Source organism: Curtobacterium sp. PhB25, assembly GCF_004365375.1.
Classification (GTDB): Bacteria; Actinomycetota; Actinomycetes; order Actinomycetales; family Microbacteriaceae; genus Curtobacterium.
In genome coordinates this window covers 177,733-191,016 of sequence record NZ_SODR01000004.1, presented here as the reverse complement: position 1 = coordinate 191,016, position 13,284 = coordinate 177,733, and the positions used below count along the sequence as shown (strand labels likewise).

General features: G+C 70.6%; 12 protein-coding genes. 5 read left to right on the top strand and 7 right to left on the bottom strand.

Annotation, left to right across the window (positions count from 1 at the left end):
* Nucleotides 1-19 precede the first annotated feature (19 nt).
* Nucleotides 20-538, bottom strand: a complete 519-nt coding sequence (locus EDF51_RS09760) for a hypothetical protein (protein ID WP_134194653.1) — start codon at nucleotides 536-538, stop codon at nucleotides 20-22.
* 83 nt (nucleotides 539-621) lie between these two features.
* Between EDF51_RS09760 and EDF51_RS09755 the strand changes: the two genes are divergently transcribed.
* The gene (locus EDF51_RS09755) at nucleotides 622-1,395 is read left to right on the top strand and encodes an alpha/beta fold hydrolase (protein ID WP_134194651.1); all 774 of its coding nucleotides are present in this window, start codon (nucleotides 622-624) and stop codon (nucleotides 1,393-1,395) included.
* Nucleotides 1,392-2,123 (top strand): alpha/beta hydrolase, encoded by a 732-nt coding sequence (locus tag EDF51_RS09750; protein WP_347876522.1) that lies wholly within the window; start codon nucleotides 1,392-1,394, stop codon nucleotides 2,121-2,123. The genes EDF51_RS09755 and EDF51_RS09750 overlap by 4 nt, the downstream gene beginning before the upstream one ends.
* 184 nt (nucleotides 2,124-2,307) lie before the next feature.
* On the opposite strand, the gene EDF51_RS09745 is transcribed toward EDF51_RS09750, so the two are convergent.
* Nucleotides 2,308-2,694, bottom strand: coding sequence for a VOC family protein (locus EDF51_RS09745; RefSeq protein ID WP_243837105.1), 387 nt, complete (start codon nucleotides 2,692-2,694; stop codon nucleotides 2,308-2,310).
* A gap of 61 nt (nucleotides 2,695-2,755) precedes the next feature.
* Nucleotides 2,756-3,763: a LacI family DNA-binding transcriptional regulator gene (locus tag EDF51_RS09740; RefSeq protein ID WP_131846648.1), complete on the bottom strand. Its 1,008-nt coding sequence runs from the start codon at nucleotides 3,761-3,763 to the stop codon at nucleotides 2,756-2,758.
* A gap of 164 nt (nucleotides 3,764-3,927) precedes the next feature.
* Here EDF51_RS09740 and EDF51_RS09735 point away from each other — a divergent pair, with 164 nt between their 5' ends.
* From EDF51_RS09735 to EDF51_RS09725, 3 genes are read left to right on the top strand one after another with little or no spacing between them, the layout of a single operon-like run.
* The gene (locus EDF51_RS09735) at nucleotides 3,928-4,917 is read left to right on the top strand and encodes an ABC transporter permease subunit (protein WP_243650079.1); all 990 of its coding nucleotides are present in this window, start codon (nucleotides 3,928-3,930) and stop codon (nucleotides 4,915-4,917) included.
* The gene (locus EDF51_RS09730) at nucleotides 4,914-5,840 is read left to right on the top strand and encodes a carbohydrate ABC transporter permease (RefSeq protein WP_123291805.1); all 927 of its coding nucleotides are present in this window, start codon (nucleotides 4,914-4,916) and stop codon (nucleotides 5,838-5,840) included. The genes EDF51_RS09735 and EDF51_RS09730 overlap by 4 nt, the downstream gene beginning before the upstream one ends.
* 5 nt (nucleotides 5,841-5,845) lie before the next feature.
* The gene (locus EDF51_RS09725; protein ID WP_134194649.1) at nucleotides 5,846-7,468 is read left to right on the top strand and encodes a hypothetical protein; all 1,623 of its coding nucleotides are present in this window, start codon (nucleotides 5,846-5,848) and stop codon (nucleotides 7,466-7,468) included.
* A 157-nt stretch (nucleotides 7,469-7,625) separates the two neighbouring features.
* Here the strand turns inward: EDF51_RS09725 and EDF51_RS09720 are convergent, their stop codons facing one another.
* From EDF51_RS09720 to hrpA, 4 genes are read right to left on the bottom strand one after another with little or no spacing between them, the layout of a single operon-like run.
* Nucleotides 7,626-8,279 (bottom strand): CatA-like O-acetyltransferase, encoded by a 654-nt coding sequence (locus tag EDF51_RS09720; protein WP_134194647.1) that lies wholly within the window; start codon nucleotides 8,277-8,279, stop codon nucleotides 7,626-7,628.
* Nucleotides 8,276-8,968 (bottom strand): maleylpyruvate isomerase family mycothiol-dependent enzyme, encoded by a 693-nt coding sequence (locus EDF51_RS09715; protein WP_166673521.1) that lies wholly within the window; start codon nucleotides 8,966-8,968, stop codon nucleotides 8,276-8,278. Before EDF51_RS09715 ends, EDF51_RS09720 begins: the two co-directional genes overlap by 4 nt.
* 60 nt (nucleotides 8,969-9,028) lie before the next feature.
* Nucleotides 9,029-9,397, bottom strand: coding sequence for a VOC family protein (locus EDF51_RS09710; RefSeq protein WP_134194643.1), 369 nt, complete (start codon nucleotides 9,395-9,397; stop codon nucleotides 9,029-9,031).
* A gap of 19 nt (nucleotides 9,398-9,416) precedes the next feature.
* Complete coding sequence (gene hrpA / locus EDF51_RS09705) at nucleotides 9,417-13,274, bottom strand: ATP-dependent RNA helicase HrpA (RefSeq protein ID WP_134194641.1); 3,858 nt, start codon at nucleotides 13,272-13,274, stop codon at nucleotides 9,417-9,419.
* Nucleotides 13,275-13,284: the final 10 nt, after the last annotated feature.

Below are 13,284 nucleotides of genomic sequence, written 5' to 3'. Positions count from 1 at the left end.
GGCCGGAGCGTACTGCGGATCAGCTGCCGGTGCCGGTGCCGGTGCCGGTGCCGGTGCCGCTGTCGCTGCTGCTGCCGTCCGTGCCGCTGCCGGATCCGTACCCGGGGAGCTGCCCGGTGCCGTTGCCCGGGAACTGGTTCGTGCCGCCGTTGGTCCCGCCGTTCGTGCCGGGCACCTGCGTCGTCGACTGGGACTGGTCCCCACCGATCGCATGCCCGATGGCGAAGCCGATGCCGCCCCCGACGAGCAGTGCTGCGAGTCCGACGATCGCAGCCAGGACGGGCCAGAACCACGGCGGCTTCGGTGTGCTCTTCCGGCTCGTCGGGGCCGAGGCGCCGTACCACGGGGTGGCGCCGTTCGGGTCGCCGGCGTTCCAGGATCCGGCGTCGGAGCGGTAGGGCTGCTGGGCGTACTGGTTCGGTGCGGGTGCGTCGAGGGTCGGCGTCGGGGCCGAACCCCAGCCGGCCGGTGCCGCTGCCGAGGGAGTGCGGGCGGCGTTGCCCGGCTCGTGGCCGTTCGTGGGAGTGGTGTCGCTCATGGAAGGCAGTGCACACCGCGCCCCTATGGGTGCCCGATGACGACGCTGACCCGGTGCTGCGAACCGCCGCGTACCCTCGGTTCGTGCGCGCCAAGGTGGAGACGGTCCGGATCGACGGCCTTCCGGTGCGCCTGCACACCGCGGCACCCGCCGGTCGGCTGCGCAGCGACCTCGCCCCCACGGTCGTGCTGGTCCACGGCATCGGGATGTCCCATCGCTCGTTCGCCCGGTCGCAGCGTGCGCTCGCCACGACCCACCGCACCGTCAGTGTCGACCTGCCCGGCTTCGGTGGGCTGCCCGGTGCCGGCCGGACCCTGTCGATGGGCGAACTCGGCGACCTGGTCGTCCGGGCTGTCCGTTCGCGGGGTGCCGACGACCTCGTGCTCGTCGGGCAGTCGATGGGTGCGCAGGTCGTGACGGAGGCAGCCCGGCAGCACCCCGGGTCCGTCGGCTCCGTCGTCCTGGTCAGCCCGGTGATCCCGGTGGAACGCCGGTCCCTGCCGCTGGTGGCGTCCGACCTGTTCCGCGACGGAGCGGGTGAGGGGTTCCGGATGAACGGCGTGCTCGTCACCGACTACCTGCGGAGCGTCCGGCAGTACGTCCGTGAGCTGCGCCCGATGCTCCGGTACCGGCTGGAGGACACGATCGCCGAGGTACGCCGACCCGTCCTCGTCGTCCGGGGCACCGAGGATCCGATCGTGCGCCGCGACTGGGCCGTCCGCGTCGCCGCAAACGCTCCGCGGGGATCGTTCGTCGAACTCCCGGGGCCGCACCACGCGCAGGAGCGGCACCCCGTCGCGTTCGCCCGACTCGTCGGCGAGTTCCGACGCTCGCACGCGTCGGAGGGCATTCGATGACCGAGCCGACCACCTCGGCGACGGGATCGGCGCGCACGGGCCGACCCGTGCCTCCCGGCATCCCGCTGGTGCGACGCGCGAGGTGGGCCGCACTCGACTGGTGGTACGCGATCTCGTGGCAGGTGCGGAGCCTCGGGCCCACCACCGCTGACGACTACCGGACCGGCGACGGCCAGCCCATCGTGGTGATCCCCGGCGTCTACGAGACCTGGCACTTCATGCGGCCGCTCATGGACGCCCTGCACGACCGCGGGCACCCGGTGCACGTGCTGCCGGTGCTGCGGCACAACCTGCGTCCGGTGCCGGACTCGGCGCGCGACGTGTTCGCGTACCTCGAGGAGCACGACCTGCGGAACGTGCTCGTGCTCGCGCACAGCAAGGGCGGGCTCATCGGGAAGTACGCGATGACCCAGCTCGACGACCACGGCCGCATCGACCGCATGGTCGCCGTGTCGACGCCGTTCGCCGGGTCGGGCTACGCGCGACTGGCTCCGGTGCGGCACCTGCGGGTGTTCCGGGCGGCCGACCCCGTGCTGGCCGGACTGGCGCGGGAGCTCGACGCGAACGCCCGCATCACCTCGGTCTACGGGGTGTTCGACACGCTCATCCCCGAGGGCAGTGAACTGTCCGGGGCGACGAACGTGCGGCTGCCGGTGGGCGGGCACTTCCGGATCCTCGGTGACGCCCGCACGCGCGCCGCGGTGCTGGCGGCCGCCGACCCGGCCTGAGGCGCGCCCGTCCCGTCCCCGCGCCCGTCCCCGCGCCCGTCCCGTCCCGTGTCGTGTCGTCCCGTCTCGTCTCGTCCCCGAGGTTCCGAAATCTCGGCATGTCGGCGCTCGGATCGCCGCAGTTCGGAACCTCGGCGGTGATCACCCGGCGTGTTGTGGAACCTCGGGAGGCGGCCAGCCCGCCTCAGGCCCCGGGCAGGAACAGGCAGAACGGGTGCCCGTCGGGGTCGAGCAGCACCCGGACGTCGTCCTGCGGTTGGAACGCGGCCTGTGTGGCACCGAGCTCCTCGGCGCGGGCGACGGCTGCCGGCAGGTCCTCCACCTGGAAGTCGAGGTGCAGCTGCATGCCGGGGGCGTCGGCGGTGCCGGGCCAGGTCGGCGCGACGTACTCGGGCTCGTACTGCACGGACAGACCGGGGCCCTCGGCGGGGCGGATGCGGGCCCAGGTCGGGTCGTCCTCGTACACGGTCCACCCGGTCAGGGCGCCGTAGAACCGGGCGAGGGTGATCGGCTCCGGGGACTGCAGGACGGTCGCGGCGAGCGTCGGCATCGAGGCGTCTTCGCTGGTCATGCCGCGGAGCGTACGCCGATCAGCGATCAGCGATCAGCGATCAGCGATCGGCGACCAGCGATTAGCGGTCGGCGACGCTCGCGCGCTCGACGATGCGGTGCGGCACCACCACGGTCTCGGGCGGCAGGCTCCGGTCCTCGATCCGTCGGGTCAGCAGGTCGAGTGCTGCCGTCGCGAACGCCCGCCGGTCGAACGACACCGTGCTGAGCGCGGGGATCGCGTACGCCGCACCGTCGATGTCGTCGAACCCGATGACGCTGACGTCTTCAGGGACGCTGACGCCTCGTGCGGCCAGGACGTGCAGCACGCCGAAGGCGATCGAGTCCGTGAACGCGAACACGGCGTCGGGCAGGGGGTGCTCGTCGAGCCAGGCCGCGAACGCCGTCGCTGCCGAGCTCGTCGTCCAGGACGGCAGCGGCACCCGCAGTGCGGGGTCCGGTTCGATCCCGGCGGTGGCGAGTGCGGCGAGGTACCCGCGCTCCCGCAGCTCGCTGGTGGCGGTGGGCTCGGACGCCCGGGCGGCACCGACGACCGCGATCCGGCGGTGGCCCCGGGACACCAGGTAGGCGGTGACCTGCTCGGCGGCGGCCCGGCTGTCGACGTGCACCTGGTCGACGTGCTCGGGTTCGACCTCGCCGATCACGACGGTCGGCGGCAGCCCCTCGGTCGAGGCCAGGACGCTCGCGCTGAGCGACACCGGGTTGAGCACGAGGCCGTCGACGAGGTGGGCGCGGGCTCGTGAGACGAGTTCGCGCTCGCGGGCCGGGTCGTTGCCGGTCTGGTCGAGCTGGACGACCCATCCGCGCTCGCGGGCGAGTTCGACGAACCACTGCGCGAGTTCGGCGGAGTAGGCGCTGCCCATCTCGGGAAGGGTCAGGGCGATCGCACCGGAGCGGCCGTTCCGCAGCCCGCGGGCGGACAGGTTCGGCACGTAGTCGAGTTCGGCGACGGCCCGCTCGACGCGCTCGCGGGTCTCCGGGCGCACCACCACGCCGCCGTTGATGACGTTGGAGACGGTCTTCGGCGACACCCCGGCGAGGGTGGCCACGTCCCGCACGGTTGCGCGCATCGGGACGAGCGTAGCGCGGCCGGTCTCCGGTGGAGTCGTCGTGCGGGGCTGCGGGTGTGCGCTCACTGGAGCGTTACAACGATGGAAACGTTTGGCAACGGATTGCCACGTTGTAACTCCGCACGCCAGGGTCGCTGCAGGAATCCAACGGAGGAGGCCACCGAGTGACGAAGCTCGACGTCCGCGCGACGACCACCGCGCACACCGCATCACCGCCCGACCCCGGGCTCCGCCGACGGAGCACGTGGCAGCGGATCCGCCGCGACCGGGTGCTGCTGTTGATGGGCCTGCCGGGAGTCGCCCTGCTGATCGGGTTCCACTACCTGCCGCTGCTCGGGAACCTCATCGCGTTCCAGGAGTACCTGCCGTTCGTCCCGCTCGGCCGCAGCCCCTGGGTCGGGTTCGAGAACTTCTCGGTGGTGTTCGACGGCAACGGCGAGTTCCTCGGCGCGCTCCGGAACACCCTCGTGATCACCCTCGTGCAGGTCGTGTTCGTGTTCCCCGCGCCGATCATCCTGGCGCTCATGCTCAACTCGCTGCTGTCCGAGCGGATCAAGGGCGTCGTGCAGTCGATCCTGTACCTGCCGCACTTCTTGTCGTGGGTGATCGTCGTCGCGGTGTTCCAGCAGATCCTCGGCGGCTCCGGGCTCGTGAACAACGCGATCCGTGCCGCCGGCGGCGACGCGATCGACTTCCTCGGCAACCCCGACGGGTTCATCGCGCTGCTCACCAGCCAGGTGATCTGGAAGGACACCGGCTGGGCGACGATCCTGTTCCTCGCCGTCCTCAGCTCGATCGACGCCAGCCTGTACGAGGCGGCGAAGATGGACGGCGCCTCGCGCTGGCGGCAGCTGTGGCACGTCACCCTGCCCGGCATGCGCGGCATCATCATCCTGCTGCTCATCCTGCGGCTCGGTGACTCGCTCACCGTCGGCTTCGAGCAGATCATCCTGCAGCAGCAGGCCGTCGGTCGTGCCGCGAGCGAGGTCCTCGACACCTACGTCTACAACAACGGCGTGCTCGGTGGGCAGTGGGGTGTCGCCGCGGCCGTCGGACTCGTCAAGGGCGTCGTGGGCGTGCTGCTCGTGCTCGGCGCCAACAAGCTCGCGCACGTCTTCGGTGAAGCGGGCGTCTACCAGAAGGAGTCGCGATGACCGCCACGCACACGGTGACCGTCCCACGGGCGAAGAAGCGCAAGCGCGGTGGCCCGGACGCGGCTCCGCTACCCGGACGGCTGCTCACCGGAGCGGTCCTGCTCGTGATCTGCCTCGTGGTGATCCTGCCGTTCGTCGGCATCGTGTCGACGAGCCTCGCACCTACCAGCCAGGTGAACGACGCCGGCGGGTTCGTGATGTGGCCGAAGGGCTTCGACCTCAGTGCCTACGAGAGCATCTTCGCCGGCGGTGTCGTCACCCGGGCCCTGGTCGTGAGCATCGGCATCACCACCGTCGGCACGCTCATCAGCCTGTTCGTGAGCGCGATGCTCGCCTACGCCCTCAGCCGTCCGGGCTCCTACGGGTCGGGCGCCGTGCTCGGCCTCGTGCTCGTCAGCCTGCTGTTCGCGCCCGGTCTCATCCCGAACTACCTCGTCGTCAAGCAGTTCGGGCTGCTCGACTCGTACTGGGCGCTCATCCTGCCCACCGCCCTGAGCGCCTTCAACGTCATCGTGATGCGGTCGTTCTTCATGGCGATCCCGCAGGAGCTCCTCGAGTCGGCACGCATCGACGGCGCCGGTGACTTCGCGGTGTTCTGGCGGATCGTGCTGCCGCTGTCGAAGGCCGTCCTCGCCGTCATCGGCCTGTTCTACGCCGTCGGCTACTGGAACGCGTTCTTCAACGCGCTGCTCTACATCAACGACACCGCGAAGTGGCCCCTGCAGCTGGTGCTCCGCACCTACGTGATCAACAACGCGCAGCTCGGCGGCGCCGACCTCGGGGCGTCCGCCGATGCCCTCCCACCGCAGGCCTCGATCCAGATGGCGATCCTCGTCGTCTCGATCGTGCCGATCCTCATCGTCTACCCGTTCCTGCAGCGGCACTTCGCCAAGGGTGTCCTGACCGGTGCGGTGAAGGGCTGACCAGCGTGACGAACAACGGAATCACCCGCCGCGCGCTCATCGCGGGCGGTCTCGGGGTCGCAGCCACGGGCCTCCTGGCCAGCTGCTCCACCGTGACCCGCTCGACCGACGTCAAGGCGATCAACCAGGCGGTCACGCTGCCGGACTACGTGCCGTGGGCCGGCGGGCCGGAGCCGGCGTTCCCGAAGACGAGCGCCCTCATGCCGAGCGCCTTCCGGAAGATCCCGGCGTCGCTCGTGCCCACCGACGGCAAGCCCGGCGACGGCTCGACCGTGCACGGCAGCGTCCCGACGAACTCGCCCGTGCCGCCCTCGAAGGGCAGCAACCCGTACTGGCAGGGGCTCGACCGGCGGATGGGGATCGACCTCGACCTCACCATCACGCCGAACGCCGACTTCGGCAACAAGTTCGCCACGCAGGTCGCGGGCGACACCCTCGGCGACGTGTTCACGGTGTTCGGGTCGTTCCCGTACCTGCCGCAGTTCCTCGAGGCCAAGGCCGCCGACCTCAGTCCGCACCTGTCCGGCAGCGGCGTCCGCGACTACCCCTACCTCGCCAACCTGCCGACCGCGTCGTGGCGCGGCACCGTCTTCTCCGGCGGCATCTACGGCGTCCCCGTCCCGCGCGGACCGTTGACGTCGCAGGCCCTGTACCGCCGGCAGGACCGGTTCGAAGCCCTCGGCGTCGACCCCGCGTTCTCGAGCGTCGACGAGTTCGTCCAGGTCTGCCGCGACGTCTCGGACCCGCACAGCAACCGGTGGGCGCTCGCCTCGGTGCCGACGAACATCCTCGGTCCGATGCTCGGGCTGCCGAACCAGTGGCAGGTCGAGGGTGGCCGGTTCACCCACATGTACGAGCTGGACGAGTACCAGGACCTGCTCGAGGTGTCGCGGAAGCTCATCGCCGAGGACCTCGTCCACCCGGACAGCATCACCGCCTACAACGGCAAGGTCTGGTTCGTGCAGGGCTCCGCCCTCATGCTCTCCGACACGTACAGCGCCATCCCCGGACTGCTGCAGCAGGCCACCCCGGGCAGCGGGTTCGAGCTGACCATCGCCCCCTTCGTCGGACCGTCCGGAGCGGAGTCGAAGCCGTGGCTCGGCGACCCGAACAACGCGATCGCGGCCGTCGCCGCCGGCGGTGAGGAGCGCGTGAAGATGCTCCTCGAGGTCCTGAACTGGTGCGCGTCGCCCTTCGGCACCGAGGCCTGGATGTACCGCAAGTTCGGCATCGAGGGCCGCGACTTCGAGTACCGCGACGGATCCCCGGTCCTGACGAAGACGGGCAACAGCGAGACCGCGCTCGGCGAGTTCCCGTTGCAGTACTTCACCGAGTGCCCGCTGCCGCTGTACTACTCGGGCAACCCGACGATGACGGACACCGTCTACGAGTCGCTGTCGTCGTGGGTCGACCGCGGGCTGCCGAACCCCGCCTACGGCCTGTACTCGCCGACGAACTCGACGACCGGGCCGGCCCTCGGCACCTTCGCGACGAACGCCATCAACGACGTGCTGCTCGGGCGGGCGAAGGTGTCGTCGTGGAAGGGGACCGTGCGGGAGTGGCGTCGCCGGGGCGGCGACGCGATCCGCCGCGAGAACCAGCAGGCGTTGGCGGCGCGGTCGTCCTGACGCGATCGTCGTCGCGTGGTGTGGCGCCCAGACGCCGCGCCGTTTCTCGGCGTCTCGCGCACACGACGGCGTCCTGCGCGGCCCTGGACTCGGGGCGAGCGGACGGGAGGCCCGTGGCGGGTCCGCCACGGGCCTCCCGTCCGTCAGCGTGGCGCGCTCACACCAGCCACGACGGATCGGCGAGCAGGTCCTCGAGCTCCTGGACCAACCGCGAGCTGTGGAAACCGTCGGCTGCCGCGTGGTTGATCTGCAGCGCCAGCGGCATCACGATGCGGTCACCCTCCGTCCGGTACCTGCCGAGCGTGATGATCGGCAACAGGTGGTCGTACCCGTCGCGGACGTGCAGCGCGAACCCGGTGAACGACGTGCGGGGGAAGGTCGAGACGTCGAACACGTTCCGGGGCCGGTCGTCCTGCGGGAACATCCGGACGTCGTCCCGGTACCGATCCATCGTCTCGACCGCGGCGGCGTGGAACCGGCCGGGGTCCTCGTCGTAGGGCACGACCAGCGCCGAGAAGGTCTCCGTGTCCGGGTGGAACACCGTGAACATCGGGTGCACGACGTCCCAGACGCCGGGGGAGCCGTCGTCGAGCAGCTGCATCCGGAACTCGGCGTGACGGTTGACCACGGTCGCGATCGCCCAGATCTGGGACGCGTAGGTCTTCGCCGCGCTCGTGCGGACCGCCGCGACGAACGTGGTCACGTCGACGTCGACGGTCACCTCGTAGGAGCACTGCACACGCTGCCGGTAGTGCTCGAAGTGCTCACGGCGGGGCCAGGTGTCCAGGTCGATCGGCCGGAGCTCCGTCATGGCACCAGTCTGGTCGCGAGTGCGGCGTCGAGTGCTGCCCGCTCGCCGTCGATCGTCAAGGCGACCTCGACGAGCGCCCGTCGCTTCCACAGGAGGAGCAGCACGTCCTCCGCCCGACCGGTGACGATGACGGCGGCGTCGCCACCGTCCGCGCCGTCGAGCGTGGCCTCGCCGGGTGCGTCTGAGAACGCGAACACGACGGTCCGCGCCAGCGGCGCGATGCGGCCGAGCCGCACCTGACGCGGGTACAGGTCACCGACGACCTCACGAACGCCGTCGGTCGCCAGCTCGACCGGGAGGCCCGGCTCGGCTCCCAGCGCCTGCTGCGCGTCCCACAGGTGGATCGCGGTCTCGAGCGCCTGGCGACGTGCCCAGGTCGCCGCCGTGTCCGGCGGGTAGATCGCCGAGCACGGGGTGTCCGAGGCGCGGGCTCGGAGCGCTGCGACGAGTTCGTCGGCGCCCGTGCGGAAGCGGTCCGCGAGGTCGTCGTGCGCGAGCTGTGCGGGCTCCGAACCGGTCAGCTGCCCGAGCGCCCACCGGTGCACGTCGGCCAGGTGGGTACCGAGGTCTCCGACGGACCAACCAGGGCACGACGGCACCGGTGCCGCGCGGTCGCCGGACCGCAGGACGTCGTCGAACCGTCGCGCTGCTCCGGCGAGGGCGGTGAGGTGGGTGTCGTACGTCGACATGGAGCCAGCATGGTCACGAGGTGCTCCGTCGAGTGGAGCCATGCCGACGCTCGATCGGGTTCAGTCATTCGGGCGGATGAGGCAGAACGGGTGGCCCGCCGGGTCGAGGTACACGCGGAACGTCTCGGTCGCCGATCCCGTCGCGGTCGCACCGATGGCCAGGACCGCGGCCTCGCCGTCGTCGAGGTCCTCGACCTTCACGTCGAGGTGGCTCTGCTGCGGGACGAGCTGCCCGGGCCACTCCGGGGCGCGGTAGTCCTCGACCTGCTGGAACGCCAGGAGCGGCCGCTGGTCGGTGAAGGGGAGCGCGACCTCGGCCCAGTCCTCGTCGAAGCCGACGATCTCGCCGCCGAGCAGCTCCCCGTAGAAGCGCGCCAGGCCGCGAGGGTCTGCGCAGTCCAGGACGACCATGTCGAGTGTGCCGATCATGGCCGTCACGGTAGACCGATCAGCGCGCCGCGGTCAGGGCCTTCGTGATCCGCTGCAACGACACCGTCTCAGCGGTGCCGAGTTCCTGCGCGAACAGGCTGAGGCGGAACTCCTCGAGCATCCACCGCGCGTGCACGAGCTCGGGGTGCGAACCGACTGTCGGAGGGAAGGCTCCGCCGGCGTCGACGTAGCGGTCGGTGGCGACGGTGACCTCGCGCATCCAGGTGGCATCGCGCCCGGGGTTCTGCAGCAGCTTCTGCACGCGTGCCTCGATGCCCTGCAGGTAGACCCGGATGCGTCGGAGCCGGTCGAGCCCGGCAACCGAGACGAACCCCGGGTACACGAGTCGCTCCATCTGCTGGCGCATGTCCGTCAGCGCACCGAGCAGGGACATCGAGTTCGCCTGCTTGAGTGCTCGTTCGGCGGACCGTTGGGCGAGGAGCACGGCAGCGAGCTCGGACACCGCCGTGAACATCGTGTCGACGACCGTCGCCGACACGGCGTCACGAACCGCTTCGAACGCGGCCTTCGTGAACACGAGCCCGTCCGGGTGAGCGCGACGGATCACCGCGTCGACGACGGCCGCGAGCACGTCGTCGAAGAGTGCGTTCGTGGAGGCGTACGGGCTCGCCGCGAGTGCGAGCTTCTCCTGCGCGGTCAGGTGCGACTGGATGTACGACACCGGCGACGGCACCGCGAGCATCACCAGGCGACGGACCCCGGCGGGCATGCGCACCTGCCGGTCGGACGGCGTCGCGAGCAACTGCACGCCGACGGTCGCCTTCGGGCCGGAGCCCTCTTCCACCAGGGACGGGTAGGCGCGGATGACACCACCGGCCTGCTTGGTGTCGAGGGTCTGCGGCAGGTCCTGGGCCGGCCACGTGGTGAGGCCGGACTGTTCCACCCCGGCTCCGCCACCGGCGGCGGCGACGCGAGCCGCGCCTCCCGGTCGTCCCGCACCTCGCACCGTGGCGGAGGCGACGCTCTGCTGGGTGCGGTCCTTGAGCTTCGTCTGCAGGACCGACAGGTCCTTGCCGGCCTCGACGCGCCGACCACGTTCGTCGACGACTGCCCAGGTCGGCAGCAGGTGTGACGGCACGCGGGCCAGGTCGAAGTCGGACTCCGACACCGGGACGTAGGTCATGCGCTGGATCGCCTTGGCCAGGGTCGCGCGGAACGACTCGGTCGGCTCGGTCGGGGCGTCGTCCGGCAGTTCGGCGACGATCTTCTCGGCCCAGTCGGCGGCGGGTACGACGTTCTTGCGGATCTGCTTCGGCAGCGACTTGATGAGGGCGGTCACGAGCTCCTTGCGCAGGCCGCGGACCTGCCAGTCGAAGCCCTCTTCGCGCATGCGGGGGAGCAGCGCGAGCGGCACCTGCACGCTGACGCCGTCGTCCTGCGCGCCCGGCTCGAAGCGGTACTGGATCGCGAGTCGCTGGTCGCCGCTCCGCCACTGCGTCGGGTACTCGACGTCGTCCTCCGCCGCCTCGGCAGCGGATTCGTCCAGGAGGTCCGCCCGGCGCATCGTGAGCAGGTCCGGCTGGTCGCGGCGCGTCGTCCGCCACCACCCCTCGAAGTCGCGGGTCGTCGCGATGTCGGCTGGGATGCGGGCGTCGTAGAACTCGTAGACGTTCTCGTCGTCGAGCAGGATGTCGCGCCGGCGCGTGCGCTCCTCGAGCTGCTCGAGTTCCTTGCGGAGCTTCCGGTTGGCACGGTCGAACGCCTGCTGCGACTCCCACTCGCCCTCGACCAGGGCGTGGCGGATGAAGAGCTCGCGCGAGTGCTCCGGGTCGATCCGGGCGTACTGCACGCGGCGCCGCTGCACGATCGGGACGCCGAACAGGGTCACCCGCTCGTAGGCGACGACCGCGCCCTGCTTCTTCTCCCAGTGCGGTTCGCCGTAGGTGCGCTTCAGCAGGTCACCGGCGAGGGGCTCGACCCAGGCGGGGTCGATCCGGCCGACGGTCCGTGCGAACAGTCGACTGGTCTCGACGAGTTCGGCCGCCATCACCGCGTCGGGCTGCTTCTTCGCGAGCACACTGCCCGGGAACACCACGAAGCGGGTGTTCCGCGAGCCGAGGTAGTCGCGCTTCTCGCGGTCGCGCAGTCCGATCTGGCTGAGCAGACCGGCGAGCAGGGATCGGTGCACCGCGTCGCCGTCGTCGGAGCGGGACTGCCCGACCCGGACGTCGACCTGCTTCGCGGCGCGGGAGAGCTGGCGGTAGAGGTCCTGCCACTCGCGGATGCGCAGGTAGTTGAGGAACTCGGCCTTGCAGAGCCGGCGGAACGCGCTCGACGACAGCTCGTCTTGCTTGTCCTCGATGTAGTTCCACAGCGCGAGCAGGGTGAGGAAGTCGCTCGTCGGGTCGGCGAAGCGGGCGTGCATCTGGTCGGCGTGGGCGCGCTTCTCGAGCGGGCGTTCGCGGGGGTCCTGGATGCTCAGGGCGCTGACGACCGCGACGACCTCGCGACCGACGCCCTGCCGCCCGGCTTCGAGCACCATCCGGCCGAGCCGCGGGTCGATCGGCAGCCGGGTGAGCTGTCGTCCGGACTTGGTGATCCGGCCGTCCTTGTCGACGGCGCGGAGTTCGCGCAGCAGGTCGAGGCCGTCCTTCACGCCGCGGGAGTCCGGTGGCTGCAGGAACGGGAACGACTCGATGTCGCCGAACCCGAGCGAGATCATCTGCAGGATCACCGCGGCGAGGTTCGTCCGCAGGATCTCGGGGTCGGTGAACTCGTCTCGACGCTCGAAGTCGTCTTCGGAGTAGAGCCGGATCGCGATGCCGGAACTCGTGCGGCCCGCTCGACCCGAACGCTGGTTCGCGCTGGCCTGCGAGATCGCCTCGATCGGCAGCCGCTGCACCTTGGCGCGCGGGGAGTACCGCGAGATGCGGGCGGTCCCGGTGTCGATGACGTACTTGATGCCGGGCACCGTCAGCGAGGTCTCGGCGACGTTCGTGGCGAGCACCACGCGTCGGCGGATCCCCGGCGTGGTGCGTCGGTCGAAGACGCGGTGCTGGTCGGCGGCGGAGAGCCGGCCGTACAGGGGCAGGACCTCGGTGCCCTGGTAGCGCTTGCCCTCGATCGCGTCCTGCGCGTCGCGGATCTCGTTCTCGCCGGACAGGAACACGAGCACGTCGCCGGGTTCTTCCCGCGCGAGTTCGTCCAACGCGTCGGTGATCCCCTGCAGGGTGTCGCGGTCGTCGGCGCCGTTCGCCCCGCCGCGGTCGGCCGTGCGCGAATCGGTCTCGTCGTCCTCATCGGTGTCGTCGGCGTCCTCGGACACGAGCGGGCGGTACCGGATCTCGACGGGGTAGGTCCGCCCGGAGACCTCGATGATCGGGGCGTCGCCGAAGTGCTTCGAGAAGGACTCGGGGTCGATCGTCGCGCTCGTGATGATCAGCTTGAGGTCGGGTCGCCGGACCAGGAGCCGCTTGAGGTAGCCGAGCAGGAAGTCGATCGTGAGCGACCGCTCGTGCGCCTCGTCGATGATGATCGTGTCGTACCGCTTCAGGTCGCGGTCGAAGTGGATCTCGTTCAGCAGGATGCCGTCGGTCATCAGCTTGATGCGGGTGTTCGACGACACCTTGTCGGTGAACCGGACCTGGTAGCCGACGAGGTCGCCGAGCTCGCTGCCGAGCTCTTCTGACACGCGCTCGGCGATGGTGCGAGCGGCGATCCGGCGGGGCTGGGTGTGCCCGATGTGCTCACGCCCCAGCTCGAGGCAGATCTTCGGCAGCTGGGTGGTCTTGCCCGAGCCGGTGGCACCCGCGACGATGACGACCTGGTTGTCACGGATGGCGGCCGCGATGTCGTCCCGCCGCTGCGAGACCGGCAGTTCGGGCGGGTACGTGATGACTGGCGGCGTGGGAGACATGAGCATTCCA

Excerpts from the sequence above, each read along its gene's own strand:
- EDF51_RS09760 (WP_134194653.1), bottom strand. The coding sequence starts at position 538 with ATGAGCGACACCACTCCCACGAACGGCCACGAGCCGGGCAACGCCGCC.
- EDF51_RS09750 (WP_347876522.1), top strand. The coding sequence starts at position 1,392 with ATGACCGAGCCGACCACCTCGGCGACGGGATCGGCGCGCACGGGCCGA.
- EDF51_RS09745 (WP_243837105.1), bottom strand. The coding sequence starts at position 2,694 with ATGACCAGCGAAGACGCCTCGATGCCGACGCTCGCCGCGACCGTCCTG.
- EDF51_RS09740 (WP_131846648.1), bottom strand. The coding sequence starts at position 3,763 with ATGCGCGCAACCGTGCGGGACGTGGCCACCCTCGCCGGGGTGTCGCCG.
- EDF51_RS09730 (WP_123291805.1), top strand. The coding sequence starts at position 4,914 with ATGACCGCCACGCACACGGTGACCGTCCCACGGGCGAAGAAGCGCAAG.
- EDF51_RS09720 (WP_134194647.1), bottom strand. The coding sequence starts at position 8,279 with ATGACGGAGCTCCGGCCGATCGACCTGGACACCTGGCCCCGCCGTGAG.
- EDF51_RS09715 (WP_166673521.1), bottom strand. The coding sequence starts at position 8,968 with ATGTCGACGTACGACACCCACCTCACCGCCCTCGCCGGAGCAGCGCGA.
- EDF51_RS09710 (WP_134194643.1), bottom strand. The coding sequence starts at position 9,397 with ATGATCGGCACACTCGACATGGTCGTCCTGGACTGCGCAGACCCTCGC.
- hrpA (WP_134194641.1), bottom strand. The coding sequence starts at position 13,274 with ATGTCTCCCACGCCGCCAGTCATCACGTACCCGCCCGAACTGCCGGTC.